The 26,216-nt window shown below is 70.8% G+C and carries 19 protein-coding genes; 10 read left to right on the top strand and 9 right to left on the bottom strand.

Translation table 11 applies throughout. The features are described from left to right. Positions 1 to 280: 280 nt before the first annotated feature. Positions 281 to 1,582: a protein kinase domain-containing protein gene (locus tag G6O54_RS25710; RefSeq protein ID WP_165229620.1), complete on the bottom strand. Its 1,302-nt coding sequence runs from the start codon at positions 1,580 to 1,582 to the stop codon at positions 281 to 283. A gap of 557 nt (positions 1,583 to 2,139) precedes the next feature. Between G6O54_RS25710 and trpC the strand changes: the two genes are divergently transcribed. The 4 genes from trpC to G6O54_RS25730 all read left to right on the top strand — a co-directional run bounded on the left by trpC (position 2,140) and on the right by G6O54_RS25730 (position 9,950). Next, complete coding sequence (trpC, locus tag G6O54_RS25715) at positions 2,140 to 2,943, top strand: indole-3-glycerol phosphate synthase TrpC (RefSeq protein WP_165229623.1); 804 nt, start codon at positions 2,140 to 2,142, stop codon at positions 2,941 to 2,943. 338 nt (positions 2,944 to 3,281) lie between these two features. Further along, positions 3,282 to 4,547, top strand: coding sequence for a metallophosphoesterase family protein (locus G6O54_RS25720; RefSeq protein WP_165229626.1), 1,266 nt, complete (start codon positions 3,282 to 3,284; stop codon positions 4,545 to 4,547). A gap of 66 nt (positions 4,548 to 4,613) precedes the next feature. Further along, positions 4,614 to 6,278, top strand: coding sequence for a dipeptidase (locus tag G6O54_RS25725; protein WP_165229629.1), 1,665 nt, complete (start codon positions 4,614 to 4,616; stop codon positions 6,276 to 6,278). A gap of 21 nt (positions 6,279 to 6,299) precedes the next feature. Next, a complete protein-coding gene (locus tag G6O54_RS25730; protein WP_165229632.1) occupies positions 6,300 to 9,950 on the top strand; it encodes an AAA family ATPase in 3,651 nt (1,216 codons plus the stop codon). Here G6O54_RS25730 and G6O54_RS25735 read toward each other — a convergent pair. Further along, the gene (locus G6O54_RS25735; RefSeq protein ID WP_165229634.1) at positions 9,922 to 11,490 is read right to left on the bottom strand and encodes an Ig-like domain-containing protein; all 1,569 of its coding nucleotides are present in this window, start codon (positions 11,488 to 11,490) and stop codon (positions 9,922 to 9,924) included. The genes G6O54_RS25730 and G6O54_RS25735 overlap by 29 nt on opposite strands. A gap of 253 nt (positions 11,491 to 11,743) precedes the next feature. Between G6O54_RS25735 and G6O54_RS25740 the strand changes: the two genes are divergently transcribed. Both G6O54_RS25740 and G6O54_RS25745 read left to right on the top strand, forming a co-directional pair. Beyond that, the gene (locus tag G6O54_RS25740; RefSeq protein ID WP_165229637.1) at positions 11,744 to 12,283 is read left to right on the top strand and encodes an RNA polymerase sigma factor; all 540 of its coding nucleotides are present in this window, start codon (positions 11,744 to 11,746) and stop codon (positions 12,281 to 12,283) included. Then, entirely contained in the window at positions 12,280 to 13,536 is a 1,257-nt protein-coding gene (locus G6O54_RS25745) for a LolA family protein (protein ID WP_165229640.1), read from the top strand. The genes G6O54_RS25740 and G6O54_RS25745 overlap by 4 nt, the downstream gene beginning before the upstream one ends. 97 nt (positions 13,537 to 13,633) lie before the next feature. Here G6O54_RS25745 and G6O54_RS25750 read toward each other — a convergent pair whose 3' ends face one another. The 4 genes from G6O54_RS25750 to G6O54_RS38065 all read right to left on the bottom strand — a co-directional run bounded on the left by G6O54_RS25750 (position 13,634) and on the right by G6O54_RS38065 (position 19,263). Beyond that, positions 13,634 to 14,926, bottom strand: a complete 1,293-nt coding sequence (locus tag G6O54_RS25750) for a S53 family peptidase (RefSeq protein ID WP_165229643.1) — start codon at positions 14,924 to 14,926, stop codon at positions 13,634 to 13,636. Positions 14,927 to 15,233: 307 nt separating this feature from the next. Continuing rightward, complete coding sequence (locus G6O54_RS25755) at positions 15,234 to 15,704, bottom strand: helix-turn-helix domain-containing protein (RefSeq protein ID WP_165229646.1); 471 nt, start codon at positions 15,702 to 15,704, stop codon at positions 15,234 to 15,236. Beyond that, positions 15,701 to 15,913 carry a hypothetical protein gene (locus tag G6O54_RS25760; RefSeq protein ID WP_165229649.1) on the bottom strand — a complete coding sequence of 71 codons (213 nt, stop codon included), beginning with the start codon at positions 15,911 to 15,913 and terminating at the stop codon, positions 15,701 to 15,703. Before G6O54_RS25760 ends, G6O54_RS25755 begins: the two co-directional genes overlap by 4 nt. A 206-nt stretch (positions 15,914 to 16,119) precedes the next feature. Continuing rightward, positions 16,120 to 19,263, bottom strand: a complete 3,144-nt coding sequence (locus G6O54_RS38065) for a M1 family aminopeptidase (RefSeq protein WP_250847084.1) — start codon at positions 19,261 to 19,263, stop codon at positions 16,120 to 16,122. A 181-nt stretch (positions 19,264 to 19,444) separates the two neighbouring features. On the opposite strand from G6O54_RS38065, the gene G6O54_RS25770 reads away from it, so the two are divergent. Next, complete coding sequence (locus tag G6O54_RS25770; protein WP_165229652.1) at positions 19,445 to 20,152, top strand: J domain-containing protein; 708 nt, start codon at positions 19,445 to 19,447, stop codon at positions 20,150 to 20,152. A 41-nt stretch (positions 20,153 to 20,193) separates the two neighbouring features. Here G6O54_RS25770 and G6O54_RS25775 read toward each other — a convergent pair whose 3' ends face one another. The 3 genes from G6O54_RS25775 to G6O54_RS25785 form a co-directional block, all read right to left on the bottom strand. Next, complete coding sequence (locus G6O54_RS25775) at positions 20,194 to 20,358, bottom strand: MFS transporter small subunit (protein WP_165229655.1); 165 nt, start codon at positions 20,356 to 20,358, stop codon at positions 20,194 to 20,196. A gap of 22 nt (positions 20,359 to 20,380) precedes the next feature. Next, positions 20,381 to 21,766 carry an OFA family MFS transporter gene (locus G6O54_RS25780; protein WP_439650278.1) on the bottom strand — a complete coding sequence of 462 codons (1,386 nt, stop codon included), beginning with the start codon at positions 21,764 to 21,766 and terminating at the stop codon, positions 20,381 to 20,383. A gap of 131 nt (positions 21,767 to 21,897) precedes the next feature. Then, positions 21,898 to 22,914 carry a helix-turn-helix domain-containing protein gene (locus G6O54_RS25785; protein ID WP_165229661.1) on the bottom strand — a complete coding sequence of 339 codons (1,017 nt, stop codon included), beginning with the start codon at positions 22,912 to 22,914 and terminating at the stop codon, positions 21,898 to 21,900. 142 nt (positions 22,915 to 23,056) lie between these two features. On the opposite strand from G6O54_RS25785, the gene G6O54_RS25790 reads away from it, so the two are divergent. The 3 genes from G6O54_RS25790 to G6O54_RS25800 all read left to right on the top strand — a co-directional run bounded on the left by G6O54_RS25790 (position 23,057) and on the right by G6O54_RS25800 (position 26,165). Next, complete coding sequence (locus tag G6O54_RS25790; RefSeq protein WP_165229664.1) at positions 23,057 to 23,881, top strand: sugar phosphate isomerase/epimerase family protein; 825 nt, start codon at positions 23,057 to 23,059, stop codon at positions 23,879 to 23,881. A gap of 72 nt (positions 23,882 to 23,953) precedes the next feature. Next, positions 23,954 to 25,216, top strand: a complete 1,263-nt coding sequence (locus tag G6O54_RS25795) for a Gfo/Idh/MocA family protein (RefSeq protein ID WP_165229667.1) — start codon at positions 23,954 to 23,956, stop codon at positions 25,214 to 25,216. A 34-nt stretch (positions 25,217 to 25,250) separates the two neighbouring features. After that, a complete protein-coding gene (locus G6O54_RS25800) occupies positions 25,251 to 26,165 on the top strand; it encodes a DUF6807 domain-containing protein (protein WP_165229670.1) in 915 nt (304 codons plus the stop codon). Positions 26,166 to 26,216: the final 51 nt, after the last annotated feature.

The following is a 26,216-nucleotide window of genomic DNA, read 5'->3' on the forward strand; positions in this document are numbered from 1 at the left end:
CTAACCACAGAGGCACAGAGGCACAGAGAAGAGAGCACAGATAAGAAAGAAGATGAGGGGGGAGAGGGAGAGGGAGAGGGAGAGGGAGAGGGAGAGGGAGAGAGGGAGAAAGAAACAGACCAAGATCATATCAGGACAGGGAAATAGTTCTATTTATTGATGCCCATGTCATGGTGTCGGGCGAATCGCGAGCTTCCATGAGCTGGGCCCTGAGTCTCCTTCCTGCCCGCCTTTGCATCCTCTTCTCCGTGCCTCTGTGCCTCTGTGGTTAGTTCGTATTTTATCCGAGCAGCCCGGCCCAGCGCCAGCGGGGGGGGCTGACGGCGGGGCCGGCCAGCCAGCGGCGGAGGTCGGCGGCGAGGTCGCGGCAGGAGGGGTAGCGGCGGTCCGGCCGCTTGGCCATGGCCTTCTGGCAGAACGAGGCGAGCGGCCGGGGGATGGCGGGCTCGACGCTCCGGGGCGAGGGGGGCTGGTGGTGGATGGCGTGGAACAGGACGTAAGGGGGCGGCCCGTGGAAGGGGGGCTGGCCGCAGAGGAGCTCGTAGAGGACCGCGCCCAGGCTGTACTGGTCGCTGGCGGGGAGGACGTCCTTCTGGCCGCCGCGGGCCTGCTCCGGGGCGATGTAGGCGGGCGTGCCCAGCATCTTGCCGGGGGGGAGCGGGATCTCGCCGGAGTCGGGATGATAGGCGATGCCGAAGTCCATCAGGTAGACCTGCCCCTCGCGGTCGATCCGGACGTTGGCGGGCTTGACGTCGCGGTGGACGATCCCCTGGTCGTGGGCGTGCCCGAGCGCCTCGGCGAGCTCCGCGACGACGGCCGCCGCCCTGGCGAAGGGGAGCGGCCCGCGGGCGATGCGGTCGGCCAGGCTCTGGCCCTCGATCAGGGCCATCGCGATATAAGGGCGATCGGCCTCGCGGCCGGCGTCGTAGATCGGGACGATCCGCGGGTGGCGGAGCCGGGCGAGGACCCGCGCCTCGGCCAGGAATCGGTCGACGCCGCGGCGGCTGGGCGCGATGTCCTCGCGCGGCAGCTTGAGGGCGACCTCGCGGCGGAGGAGCGGGTCGAGCGCCCGGTAGACCGTCGCGTGATGGCCCTCGCCCAGGACCTCGATCAGCTCGAAGCGGCCGAGCCGCGGCCGGGGCTGTTCCTGCTCCTCTCCCTGCCCCTGCCCCTGCTCCTCTCCCCGCGGGGGCCGGGCCTCGTCGGGCCCGTCGGCCTCGTCGCGGTCGAGCGGGCCGATGTAGACCTCGCCGCTCTCCTGGAGGTCGTGGGCCAGGGAGTGGCCGGATGTCGACGGCTCATCCACCCTGGGGCCGAACGCGGCGGCGAGGAACTCGCCGCTCTCGATGCCCGGGGGCGGGGCCGTGGCCCGGGCCGCGGAGGCCCCCCGCCGCGCGGCCGGCGGGCAGCGGCGGGGCAGAGGGCCCAGGACGGATGTCCAGCCCGAATCGGACGTGCTCGCGCCGGCCGTGGGGAGCTTGGTCAGGCATCGCGGGCAGCGGAAGATGCGCCCGAGCGGATCCTCGCCCAGGGCCGTGGTCCGGCCGCACGTGGGGTTCGGGCACTGCACCACCGTGGTCATCTCGACCCTCCCCTGCATCCTGCCTTCCCTCGATCGCCCACCCCCCCGGCCCGGGCGACTTCGCCCGGATCCATCGAAGGGGACCGGCGACCACCGCGACCACCCTCCGTGCCGCAACCCTCCGCATCGCCATGGGCGAGGGGGACGATGCGGGATTCGATGCGGGCATCCGCCATCGCGCAAACATCTCTAATGGTAATCCGGACTGTATATTGGGTCGCTCCGGTTCGCAAGCGTGAATCTCGCCGGAATGACCGGGCCGGGCGTCAGGCTCCTCAATCCCGCCACAATTCCCCCGGGTTCCCACGCCTCGGCCGCGCCGCGGCGCCCGGCGGAGCGTGCTCGCGAGGACCCTTGCGACGATCGTTGCATGGGCGGATCCGGGTTCCCCTCGTCAACGTCGAAGGGGGTCGGTTAGAGTATCGTGGACCGAGGTGGGCGCCTCGGTTCGAGACTCGAGCGGGTCCGATCCGGGGGCCATCCGCGACTGCGACCCGAGGCGAGTCGGGTGGCGGCGGCGAGGCGAGGCGAATCGAGCCGACGAGAGCGAAAGCACGATGGGCTTAAACATACTCGATGAGATCGTCATTTCCAAGCGGCGTGAGGTCGCCACGGCGCGGCGGTGGATGCCCCTGGAGGAGCTGGAGGTCCAGGCGGCCGAGGCGCCGCCGCCGCGGGACTTCCGCGCGGCGCTGGCGGGTCCGGGGCCGATCCGATTGATCGCGGAGGTCAAGAAGGCCAGCCCGTCCGCCCGCGTGATCCGCGAGGACTTCGACCCGATCGCGATCGCCAGGGCCTACCAGGAGCACGGCGCCGCCTGCATCAGCGTGCTCACCGACGCCCCTTATTTCCAGGGGCACCTCTCCTACCTGGCGCGGATCCGCGCCTCGGTGGCGATCCCGCTCTTGCGCAAGGACTTCATCATCGACGAATACCAGGTTGTCGAGGCGAGGCTCGCGGGGGCCGACGCGATCCTCCTGATCGCGGAGATCCTGGACGACGCGGCGATGGCCGGGCTGCTGGAGCGGGCGCGGGGCCTGGGCATGACGGCCCTGGTGGAGCTGCACGAGGCGGAGAACCTGCCCCGGGTCCTGGCCTGCGGGGCGGACCTCGTGGGCATCAACAACCGCGACCTGCGCGCGTTCCGGACCGACCTGGAGCACACGCTCCGGCTCCGCGACGAGGTCCCGCCGGGGGTGCTCCTCGTCAGCGAGAGCGGCATCCGCAGCCGCGAGGAGGTCCTCCGGCTGGAGCGGGCCGGCGTCTCGGCCATCCTCGTCGGCGAGTCCCTGATGCGGGCCCTGGACATCGGCGCCGCCGTGGACGAGATCCTCGGCCTGGGCGTCGGGGTGACGGCCTGAGCGGGGGCAACGGCCCGGCGCCGATCATCGCCGGGCGGCCTCGGCCGGCTCGGGGTGGACGCGGATGGAGTAGTCGGCCGGCCGCCGGTCACGTCCCGGAGGCCGGGCCGTCGACGTTGTCCGTCGGATGCCCTGAGGACAGTCCTGCCGGGATCGCGACGGATTGTCGATGAGTCGGAGCCCGCGCCCGCGGAGCATCCCCCGGGATCGTCCGGACCGCGCCAGGCCGCGGGACCATCCCGCCGCGGGGCCGCGGCCGGCCTGGAAAATCCTCGGAATATCTGTACACTTAACGCGTGCTGGTCGATCACCACGAACCGAGGCCCCACGACGCCGCCATGTCCAGTCCCGCATCGACGTTCAAGTTCCTGCACGCGGCCGACATCCACCTGGACAGCCCCCAGCGCGGGCTGGACCGGTACGAGGGCGCGCCGGTCGAGGAATGCCGCGGGGCGACGCGGCGGGCGCTCGAGAATCTCGTCGAGCTGGCGATGGCGGAGAAGGTCGCGTTCGTGGTCGTCGCGGGGGACCTCTACGACGGCGACTGGCCGGACTACAACACCGGGCTCTTCTTCGGCAAGCAGATGCTGCGGCTCCGCGACGCGGGCATCAACGTCTACATGATCCGGGGGAACCACGACGCCCAGAACAAGATGACTCGCGACCTGAAGCTCGCGGACAACGTGAAGATGTTCGACCACGAGTCCCCCGGGACCATGGTCATCGACGATCTCGGCGTCGCGATCCACGCCCAGAGCTTCGCCAGGCAGGCGGTCTGGGACAACCTGGCGCGGGCGTACCCGCGGCGGGTCGCGGGCTGCTTCAACCTCGGCCTGCTCCACACCGGGGTCGACGGCCGCGAGGGGCACGACAGCTACGCCCCGTGCACGCTGGACGACCTCCGCACGCGGGAGTACGCCTACTGGGCGCTCGGTCACATCCACAAGCGAGAGGTCCTGATCGAGGATGATCCGTGGATCGTCTTCCCGGGGAACATCCAGGGCCGCCACGCGCGGGAGACCGGTCCCAAGGGCTGCATGCTGGTGACGGTGGACCCGCACCTGGAGGTGGCCTCCGCGGAGCCCCGCTGGCTGGACGTGGTGCGCTGGGAGGGCTGCAAGCTGGACGCCTCGGGGGACCGCGACGGCGACGCCGTGGTGGCCCGCTTCAACGACGAGCTGGGCGGGCGGCTCGCGGGCGACGACGGCCGCCTGCGGGCCATCCGCGTGGAGGTCATCGGCACGTCGCCGGCGCATGCGGCGCTCGCCTCGCAGGCGGCGAAATGGACCAACGAGATCCGCCGCGCGGCGATCGACGCGGGGGATGGCCGGGTCTGGGTGGAGAAGGTGATCTTCAGGACGTCGCCGCCGCGCGAGCTCTCGGAGGACCTGCTGGCCGACGCCCCGCTCGCGGAGCTGGCCGCGTTCCTGGACGAGCTCCGCGGCGACGACGCCCGGCTCGAGGCGCTCCGCGCCCAGGTCCTGGACGACCTGGTCCGCCGGCTCCCGGTGGACCTGAAGGAGGCGTTCGACGGCCCGGGGCGGATCCGCGGCCTGCTCGACCAGGTCGGCCCCCTGCTCCTGGACCGCCTGCGGCGGCGTTGACCGGCGGGGGCCTCCCCTGGGATACTCCAGCGGGGAGACGGCCTCCGGGACATCAAGGAGATCACGATGACGAAAGCGCTTCTCGGCCGCCCGGCCGTGGCGAAGTTTGGCGCATGGGCGGCGGTCGCGGCCCTGGCGATCGCGGCCCTGCCGGCGGCGCGGGCCTGCACGAGCATCCTGGTCAGCCGGGGGGCCTCGAAGGACGGCTCCGTGATCATCACCTACTCGGCCGACGCCCCCTTCATGCCGCGGCTCCTCCGGATCCCCGGCGGCACCCACCCGCCCGACGCCATGGTGGAGGTCCGCGGCTGGGAGGATGACGAGGTCCGCGGCAAGGTCAAGCAGGCCCCGAGGACCTACACGGTCGTCGGCCTGATGAACGAGCACCAGCTCTCGCTGGGCGAGACGACCACCGGCGGCCGTCACGAGCTGGTCGACCGCAAGGGGCAGCTCGACTACGACGCCATGATGCTGCTCACGCTCCAGCGGGCGAAGACCGCCCGCGAGGCCATCGCCACCATCGACGCCCTCTGCAAGGAATACGGCTACGGCGCCTCCGGCGAGACGATCTCGATCGCCGACAGGGACGAGGCCTGGATCATGGAGCTGATCGGCAAGGGGCCCGGCGGCCGGGGCATCGTCTGGGTCGCCGCCCGCGTGCCCGAGGGCTACATCACCTCGCATGCCAACATGAGCCGGATCACCACGTTCCCGCTCAACGATCCCGACAACTGGCTGTACGCGCCCGACGTCATCTCGTTCGCCGTCGAGAAGGGCTATTACCGGACCGACTCCGGCAAGCCGTTCAGCTACCGCGACGCGTACCACCCGGACCAGAGCCCGTCCCAGAAGCGGGCCTGCGCCGGGCGGGTCTGGAGCATCTGCCGCCGCGCCGCCCCCAGCCAGAACTACTCCGACGCCTATTTCCGGGGCGCGGAGGGGGCGGAGGACTACCCGCTCTTCGTCAAGCCGGATAAGCCCCTGGCGGTCTCCGACGTGATGGCCCTGATGCGCGACCATTACGAGGGGACGCCCTACGACATGACGAAGGGGATCGACGCCGGCCCCTACGGCAGCCCGCTGCGGCTCCGCGACCTGGCGTTCACGGTCGACCAGAAGAAGTACATGTGGGAGCGGCCCATCGCCACCCAGCAGGCCGGCTTCGTGGTGGTCACCCAGAGTCGCAAGGCCCTGCCGGACGCGATCGGCGGCGTGACCTGGTTCACGCCCGACGAGGCCTCCACCTCGTGCTTCACGCCGCTCTACTGCTCGATCGGCTCCCTGCCCGCCGCGTACGAGCGCGGGGACTACCAGAAATTCTCCTGGGAATCGGCCTGGTGGGTGACGAACCTCGTCTCCAACCTCGCCTACGACCGCTGGTCGCGGGTCTACCCGGACGTCCGCAAGGCGCAGGAGGAGCAGGAGGGGAACCTCTTCCGGATGCAGCCCGTGATCGAGGAGGCCGCCGCCAAGCTCGCGGCGACCGACCCGGCTCTGGCGAACACGTTCCTCACCAATTACTCGGTCTCCACCGGCGAGGCCGTCTTCCGCCGCTGGCAGGAGGTGGCCTCGGCCATCCTGACGAAGCACGTCGACGGCTACCTGAAGAACGCCAAGGGGCACCCGTCCGCGCCCGGCTACTCCGCCGAGTGGCTCCGCGAGGTCGTCAAGAGCCGCCCCGATCAGTTCAAGCTGCCGGAGAACAAGAAGGCGGAGGAGACCGATCACTGACATGAAAGTCGCCCCCCGATCATGAAGATCCTCGAGCTGTCGCTCCTGGCCTTCGGCCCGTTCACGGGCGTGACCCTGGACCTCTCGGCGGGCGCCGAGGGGCTGCACGTCGTGTACGGGCCGAACGAGGCCGGCAAGTCGTCGTCGCTGCGGGCGCTCCAGCAGGCGCTCTTCGGCATCCCCGTGCGGTCGACGGACAACTTCCTCCACGCGCACGCGGCGATGCGCATCGGCATGACGCTGCGGGGCTCCTCCGGCGAGGAGCTCCGGTTCATCCGTCGCAAGGGGAGCCGCGCCACGCTCCTGGCCGAGGATGGCGAAACACCCCTGCCCGACGACGCGGTCTCTCGGCTCCTGAAGGGGCTGGGCGAGGGCGAATTCCAGGGCCGCTTCGCCCTCGGCCACGACGAGCTCGTGCAGGGGGGCAAGGCGATCCTCGGCGGCGGCGGGGACCTCGGCACCCTGCTCTTCCAGGCCGGCGGCGGGCTCAAGGACCTGATGGGCGTCCAGCGCGAGCTCGCCCGGGAGGTCGAGGACCTGTTCAAGCCGAGCGGCCAGAAGCCGCGGATCAACGGCAGCCTGGCCGCGATCAGGGAGGCCGAGGAGGCCCGCAAGGCCCACTCGCTCCGCAGCTCGGAATGGGTGGAGAACGAGCGGCAGCTCGCCGAGGCGGAGGCTCGGCTCGCGGACATCGAGGCCCGGCTGGCGGACGACCGCGCGGCGCGGCGGCGGCTCGAGCGACTCCGCGAGGCGCTCCCGATCCTCTCCCGCCAGCGGGCCGCGGCCGAGGAGATCGAGGGCCTGGGGGACGTCCCCGCGCTCCGCGAGCCGTTCGCCACCGAGCGGGCCGAGGCCCAGCGCGGGCTGGAAGCCGCCGGCCTGGCCATCGACCGCGCCCGCGCCGAGATCGTCGCGCTCGAGGGTCGGGCCGAGGGCCTTGCCGTCCCCGCGGAGCGGCTCGCCGAGGTCGGCGCGGTCGACCGGCTTCGCGAAGCCATGGGCGCGGCCCGCAAGGCCCGCGCGGACCTCCCCAACGAGGAAGCCCGCCTCCGCCTGGCCGTCCGCGAGGCGATCGACCGCCTGGACGAATCGTGGCCGGGCCTCCTCGGCGATCGTCCCCGCGGCGACGAGCCCGGCCTCGACCCGGACACGCTCCGGGCCGCCTCCGAGCGGCTCCGGCTGAACCGATCGCAGAAGGCCGCGATCCAGCGCCTGGCGACCGAACGGACCCGGCTGGATGCCTCGCGGAAGCAGGCCGTCGCCCTGCTCGCGGACCTGGCGGCCCGCCACGAGGCCGAGCGGGCGGAGATCGATCGGCTGCCGCCATCGGCGGATACCTCGGCGCTGGAGCTGGCCCTCAAGCGGGCGAGGGACCAGGGGGACCTGGACGGGGCCATCGAGGCCGCCCGCGCGAAGCTTGCCCAGGCGGAGCGGCAGGTGGCGCGAGGGCTCCAGGCGCTGCCGCTCTGGACCGGCCCGATCGAGGCCCTTGATGCGCTCCGCGTGCCGGGGAAGGAGACGATCCAGCAGGCCGACGTCGAGCTCGGCCGGATCGACCAGGATCGCAAGGAGGTCCAGCGCGATCAGCGGAAGGCGAAGGATGAGAAGGTCGAGGCCGAGTCCGCGGTCGAGCGGCTGCGCCGGGCCCTCGGCGACGTGCCGGCTGAAGACGACCTGAGGCGCGACCGGGACGCCCGCGACGCCCTCTGGTCCCGCGTTCGGGCCGGCTGGGAACGCCAGGTCGCCCCGGAGCCGGGGCAGGCCGACGCGTTCGAGGCCGCCTCCTCGACCGCCGACGCCACCGCCGATCGCCTCCGCCGCGAGTCGGACCGCGTCAGCCAGCAGGCGACCGCGCAGGCGAATCTTCGTCGGTCGGAGCGGCGGCTCGAGGCCTTGGCTGGACAGGAGGCCGAGGTCGACCTCCGCGAGGCCAAGGCCCGCGCCCGCTGGCAGGGCCTGTGGGGGGGGCTGGACGCCCCCCCGCTCTCTCCGCGCGAGATGCTCGACTGGCTCGAAGACCGCGCCAGGGTCCTGGAGAAGGCCGCCGAGGTCGACGCCATGCGACGGGACCTGGACGCCATGGAGGCCCGGCGCGACCAGCTCCGCGAGCACCTTCGGGGGCTGCTTCCGGCGGCTCCCGCCGCGACCACGCCCCCCCTGCTCTCCCTCGATCGCGACCGGGCCGAGGCGGAGCTGAAGCGCCTGGCCGCCGTCGAATCTCGCCGAGACCGGCTCGTCGAGTCGTCCCGGATGCTCGGCCGGCAGCTCGAGGCGGAGCGGGCGAAGGCCGCCGCGATCGACGGCCAGCTCGCGGCCTGGCGCGACGAGTGGGCGGGCGCCGTGGAGCCGCTGGGCCTGAAGCCGGACGCGACCGGGGAGGAGGCGCTGGACCTGATGGCCCGCGCGGCCGACCTCCTCACCGGCCTCGCCGCCGCGGCCCAGACGCGGGAGCGGATCGAGGCCCATCGCCGCGAGCTCGACCGGTTCGCGGCCGACGTCCGCGAGACCTGCCGCCGCGCCTCGGCCGACCTCGCCCCGGACGATTCGGCGAGCCACGCGGCCATCGAGGCCGCGGCGCACGAGCTGCTGAGGCGGCTCCGCGAGGCCGAGGAGGTGGAGGCGGAGAGGAAGGCCGTGCTCAAGCAGCTTGCCGCCGAGCACGACCGGCTCCGGGACGCCGAGCACGCGTCGGCCGATGCGACGCGTCGGATCGAGTCCCTCTGTCGCGAGGCCCGCTGCCGGGACGTCGCCGAGCTGCCGGAGATCGAGCGCCGGTCCGCGCGGGCCGCGCGGCTCCGCGAGGAGATCCGCGACCGCGACGAGCAGATCGAGGCCCTCCGCGGATCGGAGACGCCGGACGCCTTCCGCGAGGCCGCGCTGGCGCTCGACGTGGACCGGCTCCCGGAGCGGCTCCGCGAGCTGGACGACCGCATCACCACGCTCGAGGCCGATCGCGACGGGTGGAACCAGATCCTGGGCCGGCAGCGGCAGATCCTGTCGACGATGGACGGCTCGTCGCGCGCGGCCGAGGCCGCCGAGGCGGTCGAGGAGCTGAAGGCCGGCCTCGCCCTGGACGTCGAGGAATACGCCCGGCTCCGGATCGCCTCCGAGGTCCTCAGGCAGTCCATCGACCGGTATCGCCAGCAGAGCCAGGGGCCGGTCATCCGCCGCGCCTCGGCCCTCTTCCGCGAGCTCACGCTCGGGTCGTTCGACTCCGTGAAGGTGGACTACGACGAGCAGGACCGGGCCGTGCTCCGTGCCGTCCGCGCGGGGCCCGGGGCGGCCGTGGACGTGGAGGGCCTCAGCCTGGGGACCGCGGACCAGCTCTACCTCGCGTTGCGGCTGGCCAGCCTGGATGCCCACCTCGAGGCGCACGAGCCCATCCCATTCATCGTCGATGATATTCTCATCCAGTTCGACGACGACCGCGCCGCCGCGGCCCTCGGGGTGCTCGCCGGGCTGTCGAGGCGGACGCAGGTCATCCTGTTCACGCACCACAACCGCGTCGTCGACCTCGCCGAGGGGGTGGCCGGCGGCGAGGGCGTCGTGTTCATCCACCGGTTGCACGAGCTGAAGGCGCAGGCGGGATCCAGGGCGGCCGCGGCGGCGTCCGAGGCCGAGCCATGCCCGGAGCCGGTCAAGGTCAGGCGCGGGGGCGGCCGGAGACGGTGAAGCGGCCGAGCGGCGTCATGGGGACGATCGCCAGCCCCGGGCGGGACTGCAAGGGCCGGCTGTACGACATCGCCACGGCGCGATACGTCCCGCCGGCCAGGTCGTGCGTCGTGAACGTCCAGCGGCCGGACGCGTCGGCCGCGGTCCGCCCCGCGGGGGCGATGGTCGAGGGATTCGCGGCCGGGCCGATGTAGACCCGGACCTGCGAGCCCGGCGCCGCGGTGCCGGAGAACGTGACCGCGTTCGTCGCGACGGCCCGCGTCGTCGCCCAGGCCGCGGCCCGCCGGGCGGCGAGCGGGCCCGTGCGGCCGGCATTCGCCGCCATCGGCGTCGCGTCCTCGACCGAGCCCGTCAGCGTCAGCTCGCGGACCAGCGGCGATTGCTCGCCGAGCGTCGGGGCGACGAAGTTGCGATACCAGAGCGAGACGCCGTACTTCCCCGAGTGGATCGCGCCGGCGGCCGTCAGGTTGTAGTAGGCGATGGGGGCGTCGCTGAAGTTGGCGACCGGGACCTGGCCCCACAGGTTGTAGATCTGATTGTGCACCGAGGCCTTGCTGTGCTGGTAGAAGACCTGGGCGGCGTCCACCCCGGCGGGGACGTAGGCGGGCGGGTCGTTGGCCCGCCGCTGGTAGTCGCGGACGACCTGGCGGGCGATGCCGCCGACCAGGCCGCCGGAATCGCTGGCCTGGCCCGGGATGTTGTTGCTGGCCGCGTGCGGGTCCAGCATCGTCTCCTCCAGGTAGCCGGCGCGGAGGCCCGGGGTCATCGATCCCTCCAGGGCGACGATGGCCTGGGTGTTCACCACCGCGCCCTCGCTGTGGCCGATGAGCTGGAGGTCGATCACAGAGCCCGCGGGGAAGGACTCGGCGATGTCCAGGATCTTGCCGGCCAGCCGGACCCCCTGCGCCGGGGCCTTGCCGGGCTGGCTGCTGACGTAGGCCCAGTTGAAGGGGATGACGGCGTCGAAGCCCTCGCGCTGCAGGATCTTCGCGGTCTGGAGCTGCCAGGGGGGGCCGTTCTTCCAGCTCGCGTTGATGAGGGCGCCGTGGGTCACCACGCCGATCGTGTACTTGCGGAACGAGGCGAGATCCGCCGAGCCGGCAGGGGCCGTCGTCGCGTCGCCCGAGACCACCAGGACGTAGGGTTGCCTCGGGCCGATGGGCAGGCCGCCCGGCAGGGGGATCGTCAGGGTGTGGGTCCCGACCGAGCCCGCGGGATGGCCGGCGTCGTCAAGCGTCGTTGCCCGGGGTGCAAGGCTACCCAGCAGGCTGTCGCCGGCGTCGAGGTCCTGGTCGGCGGATCGGAAGACGCGAAACGTCGGGGTCGTCGGGCTGTCCACGCGGTAGGTCACGGTGACGCCCTTCGAGTCGGCGGTCGTGGCCGAGAGCATGGTGAGGGGCGGGGCGATGCTCGCCGCGCTGAGCGCGATCCGTCGCTCGAGGCCCGTCAGGTCGGGCGACCAGGAGCGGGGACGTCGGTCCGGTCCGCGGGCGGAGAGCAGGAATGCCCGGAAAATGTGGAGGAATCGGCAGGCGTTCATGGATGTTGACGACCCCTGTGACTCCCTGTGCTCCGGCGGTCAACCTCGTATCGGCACGCCCGTCGATCTCCGCCGAGCGATTCGGGGCCGCTCGCCGCCCGGGACGGGCCCGGGGGGTTCGCATCCGCGCCAGGCGTCAAACGAGACCCTTCCGGAGCGGCCGGAGATCCCCGAGAATTCAGGCTGTAAGAAGAACCGGCCGGGGAGCGACTCTTCTCCTGGAGATTCGCTCAAGGTGGGGGAACGGAGATCCATGCCGGACTGGCGGGAGATCCTTGAGGCGGACGGGCCGGCGGCCTGGCGGGCGGCGTATCGCCTGGTGGGCAACCGGGCCGACGCCGACGAGTGCTTCCAGGATGCCTGCGTGGCCGCCGTGGAGGTGGCGCGCCGGGAAGACGTCCGGAGCTGGCGGGCCCTGCTCGTCCGCCTGGCCACGGCCCGCGCCGTGGACCGGCTGCGGGCGAGGGTTCGGCAGCGGGCGGCCGTCGAGGCGGCCGAGGGCTGGAGGCAGGTCGAGGACCCGTCGCCGACGCCCGCCGACGTCGCCTTCGAGCGTGAGCTGGCCGGGTCGCTCCGCGACGCCCTGGGCCGCATCCCCGCCAGGCAGGCGGAGGCGTTCTGCCTCCACGGCCTCGAGGGGCTCGGCTACCGGGACGTCGCCCGCCGGATGGGCGTCTCGGTCGGGCTCGCCGGCGTCCTGATCCATCGGGCTCGGGGCCGGCTCCAGGCCCTGCTGAGGGCCTATCAGACGACACCCCAGCCCACGCCCGCGGCGAGAAAGGAGCCGTCGTGAGACCGGATGCCGATCCGACCTCCGGACGTCCCGGAGACGACCGCGACCGACTCGCCCGCGCGGTGGATGCCCTCCGCGCCGAGCCCGTGCCGGACGGGCCCGCGCCGGCGGTCCTCGCCCGCGTGCTCGAGGCGGTGGAGGCCGCCGCGGGCTCGACATCGACCCCGATCCCTCTCAGAACCAGGAGAAACGCCATGTTCATCACGCTCAAGGTCGCGGCCGCGGCGGTGCTCGCCGCCGGGGGACTGTTCCTCGCCGGTAGCCCGTTCCTGGCCGGCGCGCCGATCAGCTATCGGGAGGTCGCGGAGAAGATCCGGGATGCCCGCACGCTCTCGTACACGACGACGTCCGAATTGCCCGACACGCCCAAGATGCCGCCGACCCGTCTCTCCTTCAAGCAACCCGGCCACTTCCGCGTCGAGGTCGTCGGCACGCCGGCGCTGGTGATCATCTCCGACTACGAGGCCGGCAAGAGGATGTTCCTCGATCCCGCGAAGAAGACCGCCCTGATGCTCGAGGGCCGCCTGCCGGGCGAGCCCAAGCCCGGCCAGGTCGATCTCACGGCTCAGGGCCTGGCGGAGTTTCGCAGGCTCGGCTCGGCCGAGGGCGAGGCCCTGGGCGAGAAGAAGATCGGCGACGTCACCGCGAAGGGCTTCCGCATCGCGGAGAAACCCGGGTACGAGACCATCGTCTGGGTCGATCCGAAGACCCGCCTGCCGATCCAGGTCGACCAGTCCGTCCCCTTCGCGGGCAAGACGAGCCGCGTCACGACCACCGACATCCGCCTCGATCCGCCGCTGGACGACGAACTCTTCCGCCTCGACCCACCACCTGGCTATGAGGTCATCAAGCAGAACCTCGCCGCCGGCACGGAGAAGGACGACGGCACGCCCGAGGCGGCCCTGATCTCGATGCTTCGCGGCTACGCGACCGCGTCCAATGGCGCCTTCCCGAAGAAGATCGACGACTGGCAGGACTACGGCAAGGTCCTCGCGAAGAAGACCGCCGGGCCCAAGGACGCGAAGGATACCGGCATGGCCGAGGCCATCCGCGTGGCCACGCTCGCGGGCCGCGCCTCCGTGTACATCGCGATGCTCGACGGCCAGTACGGCTACAAGCCCGACGGCGTCAAGCTCGGCGACGCCGACAAGCTCCTCTTCTGGTGCAAGCCCAAGGGCAAGGAGACCTGGCGGGGGATCTACGGCGACCTGCACGCCGTCGACCTGCCCGCCGACAAGGTGCCGGCCCGGTGAGGTCTCCGCGGGCCCGACGCGGGGGCAAACGGGATCTCCCCCTCTCCCGCCAAGCGGGAGAGGGTTGGGGTGAGGGCGGAGCGAGCCCCCTCACGAATCAATAATTGACGAGTGCCGCATACACCAGGTCGGCCCGCCGCGGCGAGCCCTTGCCGGTGACGAGGTCATAGCCGGCCTTGGCGGAGGCGACGGCGTTGGTGCCGGTGATCACGTCGTAGAGCGGCGTGGTGCCGGAGGTGCCCGAGGCCATCGCGTAGAGCGCGGGGAGGACCTGGGTGTCGCCGTCGAGCACCGACTTGCCGGCCGCGACCCGGCCCTGGTTGGCCAGGGCGATGATCGCCGCCCACTGGGGGGCCCCGGCGCTCGTGCCGCCGTACTGGCCCCAGCCGTAGTTGCCGTACGAGTCATAGACCGCCACGCCCGAATTCGGGTCGCCGTTGTAGGCGACGTCCGGATTGGCCCGTTTCGAGTAGCCCAGACCGGCCTGATACGAGGGCGAGGACTCGTACGCGCTCATGCCGCCGCCGCCGCTGGTCCAGCCCGATTCGCCGGTCCAGTTGTAGCTGCTGTCGTGCGACAGGAGCGTGCCCCCCACCGACACCACGTAGGGCGACTCCGCCGGGTACGACTGGTTGCCGCTGTCCCCCGCGGAGAACAGGAACGTCACGCCCGGCACCTGGAAGTGGCTGTCGTAGCTGGTCTCCGAGGACGACTCGCCGCCGCCCCAGCTATTCGAGACGACGGTCGCGCCATGGCTCACCGCGTAGTCATCCCCGCCCAGGAGCGAGGCGTACGTGGTGGACTTCGTCTCCACCAGGAGGATCTTCGCCAGCGGGGCGATCGCGTGGGCCCACTCCACGTCGAGCGAGATCTCCTGGCCCCAGCCCCTGTTCCCGGTCGGCTTGCTGCCGCCGGAATAGGCCTTCGTCAGCCAGGTGGAGGCCGCGCCATAGGCCGCGTAGTACGACGTCGAGCCGCCGATGGTCGTCATGAACTGCTTGTCGAAGGTGTCCGCGTCGCTGGCGATGTTGGGGTCGTCGTAGGCGTCCACGATCGCGATCGTCTGCCCCGCCCCGAGGTTGCTGACCTGGTCGAGCCCGTAGATGTGGCGGAGCTGGGCCGGCGTCAGCGCCGACGACGGCACGCTCGTGCTCAGGGGGCCGGCGTCGTCGTGCGTCCGCGCCCGGCTGAGGAACGTGTGGGCGTGGTTCCGGCCGTGCGAGGCCGAGCTCGCCGTGGCCACCGCGGCCGTCGCCGCCCCGGCGACGCGGGCGTATTCGTGGATGTGATGATGCGACAGGAGTGCCGTCGTGCTCAGCATCGCACGCTCTTCGAGCCGCTCGACGGACGTGGAGCGGAACGGGCGGACCTTCCTCGCGGTTCGCGTCATGATGGGATTCCCGAGTTGTGGATCAATCGGATGGGGATCGGACGCTGGGATGCGGATGCGGATGCGGATGCGGCGCTCTGGCGGGAGAGGGGGCCTTTCGCAAGGCGACGACGAACATAGCGGCGGCGCGCAATCGTCCTCTATCACATTCGTGGGACGAGTCTTATTTCTCCAATCCAATCAAACGCGTTTGATATCCGTGAATTCCTTCGGATTGGTGCGTGCGCGGGGACCTTGCGACGTCAGAACACCTGATTGATCCCGAACCAGAGCACCGGGCCCCCCTTGACGCCGATCGGCTGGGCGATCAGCGAGACGTCCTCCCCCTGGCGCGGGCTGACTTGCGGGGAGGCCCTGCGAGAGCCTTGGGGTCGCTCGCTTCATCACGGACGACGATCTTGCGGCGGCCCGAGGATCTCTCGATCGATACGCCATTGAGGGTGACGGTGGGGATCCCCACGGCCCTGCACACGGCCTCGGGGTTCTCGCTGTAGATCTGGAGCAGTCTTCGCGAGGCATGAGAGGGCGTGCGGACGCCCTGCTCCCAGCTCTGGATCGTCTTGGTGGAGACGTTGAGCATGCGGGCGAAGATGGCCTGCGACATCCCGGACTGGTCGCGGAGCGCGACGATGGTATCAGCCTCGATCTCCGGAGGTTCCTCGGGGAGCCCGCAGGCCTTGGTCCTGAGCGTGATCTCGCCCTCCGCGTGGCGGATTGCCTCCTCCAGACTCGCCCTCAATCGCTCGGCAAGCGGCCTTCGTTTGCTCTGCGTTTTCATCCGCGTGGTTCCCCGTTCGAGCGTCTCGTGATCGAACGCTTGAAGTGATCGGCGAGCGCCCGGAGTGATGCCTTGTCGTCCGCCGACAGGTCCTCTTGCTCACCCTTGTCGTAGATGTCCATCAGGAAGATCACGTTCGCCTGCGGGACGTGCAGGTAGATGACCCGAATCCCTCCCCGCCGCCCCTTGCCTCGTCCAGGGTCCGGCATCCTGAGCTTTCGCAGGCCCCGCAGCCGGGCATGGGCTTCCCTCTGTTCGGGTCGGCCAGGAGCTACCGCTGGAGCCCCCTGAGGCAATCATCCGGGAGGAATTTGGAGACCCATTCGGTGAACTCGCTCGACTCGATGAAGAGGACTTTCATGACGCGTCGATCTTATCCTACGAGGTAGGAGAAGGCCACTCGGAGAGCATCCCCTCAGAACACCTGATTGATCCCGAACCAGAGCACCGGGCCCCCCTTGACGCCGATCGGCTGGGCGATGTCGAGGCGGAGGGTGGCGCGCTCGAGGAAGGAGAAGAGGATGACGTCCCAGCGCAGGCCCAGGCCGGGGCCGTGGACGACCGGCCCCCAGTGGTCCTTCAGGTAGGACTGGCCGACGTCGTAGAAGAGGGCGCCGTAAAGGTGGCGGAACGTGATCGTGTGGTCGATCAGGTCGTGGTCGATGTCCCGCCAGATCGGGAATCGCCACTCGGCGGTGACGATCCAGACGGCCGAGCCCTCCTGCGAGGTCAGGTCGAGCGCCCGCAGCCGTTGGCCGCCGCCCAGGCGGAACATCGTGGCGTCGGCGGCCGTGGACCAGCCGCCGTAGCCTCGGAATGCGAACCGGCTGTTGGGGAGGATCCCCCACGACTCCGGCACCTTGCGGACGAGCCCGTACTGGCCCACGATCCGCGCGTAGTCGAGCTGAGATCCGATCAGCGTATTGCCATATTCCGCGGAGACGTCGATCAGCTCGCCCTGCACGGGATCCCAGTAGGGGAACTGGGTGTTCTGGCGGTAGCGGGCGCCGATCGCCCCCAGGTACTGGTTCACGGGGCGGCCGTCGTCCCCCTGCCAGAACTCGTTGCCGATGCCGTAATAGAGCTCGAAGAAGACCGGGTCGTCGACGATGAAGCTGGACGACTCCAGCAGCCGCTTCCGCATGTAGAACCGGCCGCCGGAGTGCCGCTTGTCGTTGTAGAAGTTGTACAGGCCCTGCTCGTAGAAGAACCCCGTCGCCCAGTTGGTCCCGGGGGTGTGGAAGAGCGTCGCCTCGCCGCCGAAGATCGCCTCGCGGAGCGCCGGCTCGGTCCCCGCCCAGCCGACCACCGACCAGCGGTTCGTCCGCTGCACGCCCGCCTTGAACCCACCGCGGGCATACTGGTCGATGAACGGCCCGGCCACGACCGAGACCCGGTCATACGCCTGGAACTGCCCGGAGGTGTCCAGGGGCGTGAACAGGGGCGTGAGCCGCCAGGCGATGTCCGGCTTCCAGCGGTTGTTGTCCGGCGTCGCGTCCAGCAGCGCGTGGTCCGGGTCCAGCTCGATCTGCGTCGGCTCGCCGGGCGCGTCCAGGGTGATGATCCAGCGCCCCCCCTGCCATCGCGGCTGGCCCCGGCCCTGGCCCTGGGGGGTTGCCTTCGGATTCGGTCCCTCTTTCCCGTCCTTGTCGCCGGCCGGCTCCGGGCCCTGGGGACTCGGCCGGACGATCCGCTCGACGCGGGCGCCGGGGACCTCGTAGTTCCCCTTCTCCGGCCAGATGGGGACGCGGATCTCGCCGTCGGCGGTCGTGCAGAGGATGACGGTCGGCTCGGCGAGGTCCCCCTTCTGCTCGACCTCGACGGTCACGCGGCGGACTTCGGAGTCGGCCTTCGGGCCGATCCCGGCCTCGGCGACGTGGCCGTCGTGAGGGGCGCCGACCTCCACCTTCTGCACCGACCAGTCGGTCTCCTTGCCGGACTCGAGCCAGCCCTCCAGGAACGCCGGCCAGTTCCCCTTCGGGTCGAAGGCCGCCAGCTCGCGCTTGAAGTCGGCGTAGTAGAGGGTCTTGAAGGCGTAGTCCGCGTAGAGCTTGCGGAAGAAGGCGAAGAACCTCTCCTCTCCCATCCGGTTGTGCATCATGTCCACGACCTTGCCGCCGCGGTCGTAGGCCAGGCTGAAGAGGGACATCAGGTTCCCCATCTGGCCCATGTCCTGGATGACCGGGCCGGTCCCCCCCTTGCGCTTCCAGCCGTAGTAGCCGGCCATCCGCATGTCCTCGCGGCCGATCGTGGGGAGCCACGTCAGCCCCTTCGGCCAGGTGATCAGCGGGCCATTGCGGCCGTACTTCGCGTCCATCCTCCGCGCCGTGAAGCTGCTGACGAGCCCCTCGTCCATGAAGGTCTCGCCATAGCCGTTGGTCCCCACCGTGTTGTACCACCACTGGTGCATCGTCTCGTGGGTCACGAGGTGCTCGATGTAGCGCTGGCCGGCCGTCGGCAGGCGGAAGACCCGGTCGTCCAGCAGGACCAGGCCGGAGCACTCGTTGCCGTTCCAGCCGAAGAACGAGGGGGCGATCTCGAACTCGGTGTCGGAATAGGGCCCGAACCATTTCTCGTACTGGGGGATCACCTCGCAGGCATAGTCGAGCGCCCGGCGGGCGTTGGCCTCATGCTCGCGGAAGCCGTGGACGCGGATGGTCGTCGACCCGACCGTGCGCTCCCAGGTCTGGAAGCGGTCGGAGCAGACCAGGGCGAAGTCGCGGACGGGGTCCGCCGCGATGCTCAGCCGTTGCCAGCCGCCGGGGCCTTCCGCCCGCCCGACGATCCGCCCCGAGGACGCCACCACCTGCCCGGCCGGCAGGTCCACGTTCACATGATAATGCCCCGCATCCTGGTAGAAGGGCTGATGCCACGGGGCGAACGGCGTGCGGTCCCATCCCCCGTCGTCGTGATGGGCCAGCACGGGATACCAGTTCACCAGGTAGGTGACCCCCTGGTAGGTCCCCCATCGCCCCCACTTCTCCGGCAGGTCCACCACGAAGTCGATCCGGGCCACGACCTGGCCCCCCGGCGGCAGCGGCCGGGCCAGCGGCACGACCAGGATCGTCGGGTCCTTGGGGTCGAACGAGAAGCCCGCCGGCTTCCTCTCCCCATCCACGGAGACGGCGGAGACGGCCAGCCGGTCCCCCTTGTCGTCCAGGGCCTCTTCCGGGCTGAGGCGGAGCATCTCCATGGTCTTGGCCAGCTTGAGCCGATCCTTCCCCTCCACCTTGTAGCGCGGATAGACGTGGAAGACCAGCTCGTTCACCGGCACCTTCGACCGGTTCGTGAACGTCACCCGCTCGACGGCCCCCACCCGATTCGCCCGGGGGTCGATCCGCGCCGCGATCTCATACCGCGGCAGCCCCGGCGGGATGTTCACGGCCGGCCGTTGGGGCGAGGCCGTCACCTGGGGCGAGGCCGTCACCTGGGGCGAGGCGGCCGGCCCCTCACCATTCGCCCGGCCTGGCGTCTGCGCGCACGCCGATGTTCCCGGCCGGATGGCCAGGCTGGTGAGCACGAGCGCGAACCCAAGTCTAATCGCCGCGGACCGTTGCATCCTTGCCACGTGGTCCCATGAACCGATAAGCCCCTGGACAAGCGTCTGTCTTAACCCATTCAAGGAAGACCCTCAAGTTCAATCGCAGAAGATGCATGCGTGCTGTTGAGGTTTCGGCCCCCGGTTTGCGTGGGAAAGAATCCTGCGGTCATCTCCCAGGAACTGTCAGGATGTGCGGACCATGAATCACCATTTCTCGCTCGATCCCCGGACGATCCTGGGCGTCGGGCCCGGGGCGACGGAGGAGGAGATCGACCGTGCCTTCCGGGCGAAGTCGAAGAAGTATCATCCGGACGTCGGCGGCGACGAGTGGGCCTTCCGGATGGTCCAGCGGGCCCATGAGATCCTCACGGCGACGGTCGAGATGACGTCCCGCAACGGGTTCGCGCCAGCGGCCTCGCCGGCCTCGCCCCCCCCGCCGTCATGGGCGCCCGGCCCGCCGCCGGATTCGTCGTCCTCATCAGCCTCTTCATGGACTCCTCCGCCCCCCTCGCGGGCGGAGTTCCGCACGGTGGACGCGGAGCTGATCTGGATCCGCTTCGATCTCCGGGCCGCCGAGGCGGCGGGGGACAGCACCCTGAGCGTCTGCGTGGTCGTCTCCTGGCCGCGGACGTCGCTGGTGAAGCACTCGGCGGAGTTCCCCGACTCGGCGGGGACCCTGCACGAGGTGATCGAGGCCTTCGAGCACCTGCGTTCGAAGGACCAGGTGCAGGGCTCGCGGTCTCGCATCGAGGACGGCCAGTTCGTCGGCTGGCTCAGCTATCCGAACGTCGTGCAGGCGCAGATGGGCGTCGAGTCCCTCCGCGATATCCTGGCCGGCCGCGACCTCCACCTCAGCCTCCAGACCCGCGACGAGCCCCTGCCCACGGAGTGGCTGGCCGGGCGCTGAGGATCGCTCGAGCAAGCCGCTCGAACGGCCGATCGTCGTCGTCACTTCCCCGAGGGCGAGGCCGCCGTCCCCGCGGCGGTCGCCATCCGGAACAGCGGCACGGACTTGGTCACGCTCTGGACGACTCCCCATCCCAGCGGGATCAGGACGATCAGCCAGGACAGGACGACGCGGGGTGTTGAGGACCTCGTCTCGGTGCGATCCATGATCGGGCTCCGTCTCGGGTCGTCAGGCCTCGACCGACGCGGGCTTGGGCGAGTCGGCCTCGCGGTGGTGGAATCGCTCGTCGACCGGGCGGATCAGGAGGTTGCACGCCAGGCCGGCCAGGAGCAGGCCCGCCATCACGTACATGGTCGCGTTGTAGGCTTCCGCCCTCGGGACGCCGTGGTCGATCCGGTCGGTCGAGATGTAGTTGACCAGTTGGGGGCCGAGGACCGCGGCCATCGACCACGCGGTGATCAGCCGGCCGTGGATGGCCCCCAGGTGCATGGTGCCGAAGAGGTCGCGGAGGTAGGCGGGGGTCGTGGCGAACCCGCCGCCGTACATCGAGATGATCGCCGCCGTGAGCAGGATGAACAGGCCCACGCTGTGCGACGCCTGGGCGGTCGGGATGAGCGCGTAGAGGCACGCCCCCAGCAGGAAGAAGACGCCGTAGATCGCCTTCCGCCCCGTCAGGTCGGACGCCGACGACCAGAAGAGCCGGCCCCCCATGTTGAAGAGGCTGAGCAGCCCCGCGAACCCGCCGCCGACCGTCGCGGACACGCCGAACATGTCCTGGCAGATCAGCGACGCCTGGCCCAGGATGCCGATCCCGGCCGTGACGTTCAGGCAGAGCACCGCCCACAGGAGCCAGAACGGCAGCGTCTTCCAGGCGACCTCCACGTGGACGTCCGCGGGCGTGACGTGCCACCCCGGCCTCGCCGCCGGGACGTAGCCCTCGGGCCGCCACCCGGCCGCGGGCACCCGGATCGTGAACGCGCCGAAGAGCATGAAGAGGCCGTAGGCGACGGCCATCACCAGGAAAGCCTCCTTCACGCCCACCGAGCCGTCCGACTTGAAGTAACTCATCAGCTCGACGCCGAGCGGCGCGCCGATCAGGGCCCCGCCGCCGAACCCCATGATGGCCAGGCCCGTCGCCATGCCCGGCCGGTCGGGGAACCATTTCACCAGGGTCGAGACCGGGGCGATGTACCCGAGCCCCATGCCGATCCCCCCGAGCACCCCGTATCCCAGGTAGAGCAGCCCGATGCGGTGGACCGCCACGCCGACCGCGGCCAGCCCCAGCCCGCCGCAGAAGCAGACGGCGCTGGCGACGATCGTCTTCCTGGGCCCGACGCGTTCCACCCACCGCCCGAGGACCGCGGCCGAGAGCCCGAGCATGATCAGGGCGATCGAGTAGATCCAGCCGACCTCCGGGATCGTCCAGTCGCTCCCCGGGATCGACCGGGTGAGGCCGACGAGCCGAGTCAGAGGAACGTTGAAGACGCTGAACCCGTAGACCTCGCCGATGCAGAGATGCACCGCCATCGCGGCCGGCGGGATCAGCCATCGGTTGAACCCGGGCGGGGCGATCGTCCGCCTTCGATCCAGCAGGCCGTGTACCGACATGGCCATCCATCCCGTTCGCGAATCGACGAGCCCCGCGGCCGCCTCGGTCGCAGGGCGCGGGCCGTGCGAGCCCCCCTCGGCCCGCGGGCGGCGGGCCATGATACCCGAGCCGTGAACGGGACGCCAGCAACCCGCGCTCACCGCCCCTGCCCCAGGCGATAGGCGGTCGGCGAGCACTCGAACCGCCGGCGGAAGGCGTTGGCGAAGTACTGGGACGAGGCGTAGCCGCAGCGGAGTGCCACCTGGGTCACGCCCAGCCCTGGGCACTCGCGGAGGAGCCGGCCGGCGGCCTCGAGGCGGCACCTGTTGAGGAACTGGAGCGGCGACAGGTTGGTGAGCGACCGGCAGTGGTCGTTGAACCGGGTGGCGCCCAGGCCGCACCGCGCGGCCATCGCGGGCACCGTCCATTCCTCGGCGAGGACGTCGAGGTCCTCGCGGAGGTCGGCCAGGAACAGCGCGACCGTCCGCGCGGCGTCGGTCAGGGCCTCGTCGAGCGCCGGGTCGTGGGCCTGGAGGGTCTCGTAGACCAGGAGCAGGAGGTCGTTGATCTTGATTGCCAGCCGCGAGAGGTGGCCCCCCGCGTGGACCTGATCGACGGCCCGGGCGATCTGCTGGAAGCACTGCCGCAGCTCGGGCATCGCGCGCCAGACGGGGTGCTCGTTGTGGCGGAGGAGCCGGGTGAGGCCCTCGCGGTCCTCGCGGGTGAGCACCAGCCAGGGGGGCCATCGCCACGCCTGGTGCGGGCGCCGGACGCCGACATCGACGTGCAGCCAGTGGAGCCGGCCGGCGCCGACGTTCGGGTCGCCCACGCGATGGAGCTGCCAGGGCCGGGTGATCGTCAGGTCGCCCGGCTGGAGGCGGAACCGCTGGTCGTCCACGCCGAAGGCGAGCGAGCCGCTCTCCAGGAAGGTCAGCTCGATCCCCTCGTTGCGGTGCCAGTCCAGGCCCCAGCTCTGGGGCTCCCTCGCGTCCCAGTAGCCGACCGACTTCACCTCGGGCAGCGTCCGGCCGGGGAGCGATTTCCCCGGATAATGGCCGTGGGTCAGCGCGCGGAGCGTGACCTCGCCCGCTTCCACGCCGCGCACCAGGGATCGGCACGTGTCGGCCTGGTAGATCCGGTCGCGGTCGGCGTAGAGGGGGGCGGGTCGGCTCATGAGGCTTGCCCTGTGTGTAAATTCCACCGCTGAAGGAAGTCGCACGACCGGCCCGCGGCGCGATTGTAACGTGCGGGTGTCGTGAGTAAAGCGCCTTGCGTCGGGGCGACCCGCCCCGCCGCGACTTCGGGGAGGGATTGCCATGGGTCGGGTGCACATCGGCGTCAACATGGAGTTCGTGCGGCACGACGACAGGCCGTTCGAGTGGGGCGTGGAGAAGGCGGCCGAGCTCGGCTACGAGTACGTCGAGCCGATGGTCCACCTGGGCCGCGAGCTGCTCAGCGAGGCCGGCTACTTCCACAGCGTCTCCATGCTCGACGACCCGCTCCGGATCCGACGGGCCTGCGAGAAGGCCAAGATCAAGGTCTCCGGCCTGTCGGCCCACTGCCCGCTGATCAAGCCCGAGGTCAGCGTCGAGTACCTCAAGCAGGCCGTCCGCTTCGCCGCCGAGGTCGGCACCCACGTGATCAACTCCGACGAGGGCCCGAAGCCCGACTGGACCACGGAGGCGGAGGATCACGTGCTGATGCGATACACGCTGATGGAGGCCGCCCGGTTGGCGGTCCCGCGGAAGATCCGGATCGGGCTGGAGCCGCACCAGCAGTACAGCAAGACGCCGGCCGGGCTGGACCGGATCTTCGCCCTGGTGGACTCGCCGGCGATCGGCATCAACTTCGACACCGGCAACAGCTACCTCGCCGGCCAGGACCCGTACGCCTGGCTCGAGCACGTCAAGGGCCGGCTGGTCCACCTCCACGCCAAGGACATCTCGGTCGAGCAGTCCGACGCCGAGCGCGGCAAGGTCACCGGCACGCCGGTCGGCTGCGCCTGCGGCGACGGCGTGATCGACTGGCAGCGGGTGGTGGCGATCTGCAAGACCTGCGACCGCGACGTCGTCTTCAGCGTCGAGTGCGGCACGGTCGACCAGGCCGCCCGCAGCATCGACCACCTGCGGCGGATCGTCTGACCGTCGCCGCGTCCCTCGTGCCCTCCATCCTCCCGCTCCCTCCCACCAACCTTCTCGCTCAGGAGCCTCCCGATGCGCGCCCCGAACGCGACGCCCCGATCCGGCTCGAATCGTCGCACCTTCCTCCAGGCCACCTGCGCCGCGGCCGGCATGGGCCCCGCGCTGGCCGCGGCCGGGGCCCCCGTGAAGGGGGCCAACGAGCGGCTCGGCGTGGGATTCATCGGCGTGGGGGGCCGGGCCCAGGCCCACATCGACATCGTGATGGCGCTCAAGGATCGCGGGATCGCGGAGCCGGTCGCGGTCTGCGACGTCTACCGGCCCCGCCTGGACGCCGCCGCGAAGAAGACCGGCGGGAAGGCCTACATGGAGCACGAGGCTCTCCTGGCCGACCCCCGCGTGGACGTCGTCTGCGTGGCCACGCCCGACCGGCTGCACGCGCCCCAGACCCTGGACGCGATCCGGGCCGGCAAGGACGTCTACTGCGAGAAGCCGCTGACCCACTGGGGCCAGTTCGAGCTCGCCCGGACGATCGAGGCGGTCGCCGCCGAGCACGGCCGGCTCGTCCAGGTCGGCACCCAGCACATGGCCGACGACAACTATCCGGAGATCATCCGCCTGATCCGCGAGGGGGTCATCGGCAAGCCGATGCACGCGACCTGCAGCTACTTCCGCCGCGGCGACTGGGGCGAGCGCATGCCCATCCCCGACGCCGCCGCCCGGCCCGGCCCCGACCTCCTCTGGGATCGGTTCCTCGGCGACGCGCCGAAGGTCCCGTTCTCGGTCTCCCGGTTCTTCCAGTGGCGGATGTACTGGGACTACGCCGGCGGCCCGGCCACCGACCTGCTCGTCCATACGTTCACCCCGGTCTTCTGCGTGCTGGAGCTCGGGTTTCCCGACCGCGTCTTCGGCGGCGGCGGCACCTTCGAGTACCACCGCGAGGTGCCCGACCAGTGCAACATCCTGGCGGACTACCCCGGCGGCCCCTCGGTGGTGATGACCAACTCCCTCTCCAACGCCACCCCGGCCGACACCGTCATCCGCGGCACCGACGGCATCATCACCTGGGGCATGCTCCAGGGGGGCCAGGAATACGGCGTCCGGATCGTCCCGGGCGGCAAGGACCGTCACGAGATCGTCATCCCGTGGAAGGGCCAGGGCGACACCAGCAAGCTCTGGGTCGACTTCCTGGGCTGCGTGAAGACCCGCAAGCAGCCGCTCTGCAACATCGCCATGGCCGTGAAGGTGCAGGCCCCGCTCTCCATGGGCATCGTCTCCCACCGCACCAGCAAGGTCGTGAAGTTCGACCAGGCGTCGAGGACGTTCGCCTGCGTCTGACCGGATGGGACGAATCACAACGGAGGAGCCGATCGTGACCGCACTCTTGCTCTGGCTGGCGGCCGCAAGCCTCGGCGCCGAGCCCGCCCAGGGGACGACCTGGACGCAGACCGACCGCTCGCTGGCGCTCGTGGCCGACGGGCGGGTCGTCTGGCAGTTCAACCACGAGGAGGACCGCAAGCCGTACTTCCACCCGCTGACGGTCGCGGGCGGCCCGGCCCTCACCGACTTCCGCCCCAAGGACCACCCGTGGCATCGGGCCCTCTGGTTCTCGTGGAAGAGCATCAATCACGTCCTCTACTGGGAGGAGGACCCCGCCACGGCCAGGTCCCCCGGGGTGACCGAGGTGACGAGCCTGACCCTCACGCCCAGGCCGGATCACTCCGCGCGGATCGCCCTCGAGCTGAGCTACCACCCCCCGGGCCAGCCGGCGGTGCTCGCCGAGCATCGCGAGCTGGCCGTGTCAGCCCCGGAACCATCGGGCGCGTACCACATCGACTGGCGGAGCACGTTCACGGCCGGCGCGTCCGACGTCCTCCTGGACCGGACGCCGATCCAGGGCGAGCCCGAGGGCGTCGGCTGGGGCGGCTACGCGGGGCTCTCCCTGCGGCTCTCGCCGGCGTTGAAGGCGTGGCGGTTCTCCGACCGCGACGGGCCGGTGAAGGCCCTCTGGAAGCGCGCGCCGTGGATGGCCTTCGGCGGCCCGGTCGAGGGGGGGAGATCCGCCTCGGTGGTCGTGTTCGAGCATCCGTCGAGCTTCCGTCATCCCACGCCCTGGTATCTGATCCCGGACATGCCCTACTTCAGCCCCGCGGTGATCTACGAGTCCCCCCACACGATCCCCGCCGGCCGGTCCCTGACCCTGCGTTACCGCATCCTGCTCCAGCCGCAAGCCGCCGACGCCGGAGCGATCGAGGCCCTCTGGAAGGCGTACGCGGGCGAGCCGTGAGCGTGGATCGAACCTCGACTCGAGGAGTATGATGGCAGCAGGAAGTGCCAC

It is taken from the genome of Aquisphaera insulae (assembly GCF_011064615.1).
Taxonomy (GTDB): domain Bacteria; phylum Planctomycetota; class Planctomycetia; order Isosphaerales; family Isosphaeraceae; genus Aquisphaera; species Aquisphaera insulae.

Excerpts from the sequence above, each read along its gene's own strand:
- G6O54_RS25735 (WP_165229634.1), bottom strand. The coding sequence starts at position 11,490 with ATGAACGCCTGCCGATTCCTCCACATTTTCCGGGCATTCCTGCTCTCC.
- G6O54_RS38065 (WP_250847084.1), bottom strand. The coding sequence starts at position 19,263 with ATGCAACGGTCCGCGGCGATTAGACTTGGGTTCGCGCTCGTGCTCACC.
- G6O54_RS25755 (WP_165229646.1), bottom strand. The coding sequence starts at position 15,704 with ATGAAAACGCAGAGCAAACGAAGGCCGCTTGCCGAGCGATTGAGGGCG.
- trpC (WP_165229623.1), top strand. The coding sequence starts at position 2,140 with ATGGGCTTAAACATACTCGATGAGATCGTCATTTCCAAGCGGCGTGAG.
- G6O54_RS25770 (WP_165229652.1), top strand. The coding sequence starts at position 19,445 with ATGAATCACCATTTCTCGCTCGATCCCCGGACGATCCTGGGCGTCGGG.
- G6O54_RS25710 (WP_165229620.1), bottom strand. The coding sequence starts at position 1,582 with ATGACCACGGTGGTGCAGTGCCCGAACCCCACGTGCGGCCGGACCACG.
- G6O54_RS25760 (WP_165229649.1), bottom strand. The coding sequence starts at position 15,913 with ATGCCGGACCCTGGACGAGGCAAGGGGCGGCGGGGAGGGATTCGGGTC.
- G6O54_RS25720 (WP_165229626.1), top strand. The coding sequence starts at position 3,282 with ATGTCCAGTCCCGCATCGACGTTCAAGTTCCTGCACGCGGCCGACATC.
- G6O54_RS25785 (WP_165229661.1), bottom strand. The coding sequence starts at position 22,914 with ATGAGCCGACCCGCCCCCCTCTACGCCGACCGCGACCGGATCTACCAG.
- G6O54_RS25730 (WP_165229632.1), top strand. The coding sequence starts at position 6,300 with ATGAAGATCCTCGAGCTGTCGCTCCTGGCCTTCGGCCCGTTCACGGGC.
- G6O54_RS25775 (WP_165229655.1), bottom strand. The coding sequence starts at position 20,358 with ATGGATCGCACCGAGACGAGGTCCTCAACACCCCGCGTCGTCCTGTCC.
- G6O54_RS25795 (WP_165229667.1), top strand. The coding sequence starts at position 23,954 with ATGCGCGCCCCGAACGCGACGCCCCGATCCGGCTCGAATCGTCGCACC.
- G6O54_RS25790 (WP_165229664.1), top strand. The coding sequence starts at position 23,057 with ATGGGTCGGGTGCACATCGGCGTCAACATGGAGTTCGTGCGGCACGAC.
- G6O54_RS25750 (WP_165229643.1), bottom strand. The coding sequence starts at position 14,926 with ATGACGCGAACCGCGAGGAAGGTCCGCCCGTTCCGCTCCACGTCCGTC.
- G6O54_RS25740 (WP_165229637.1), top strand. The coding sequence starts at position 11,744 with ATGCCGGACTGGCGGGAGATCCTTGAGGCGGACGGGCCGGCGGCCTGG.
- G6O54_RS25780 (WP_439650278.1), bottom strand. The coding sequence starts at position 21,766 with ATGGCCATGTCGGTACACGGCCTGCTGGATCGAAGGCGGACGATCGCC.
- G6O54_RS25725 (WP_165229629.1), top strand. The coding sequence starts at position 4,614 with ATGACGAAAGCGCTTCTCGGCCGCCCGGCCGTGGCGAAGTTTGGCGCA.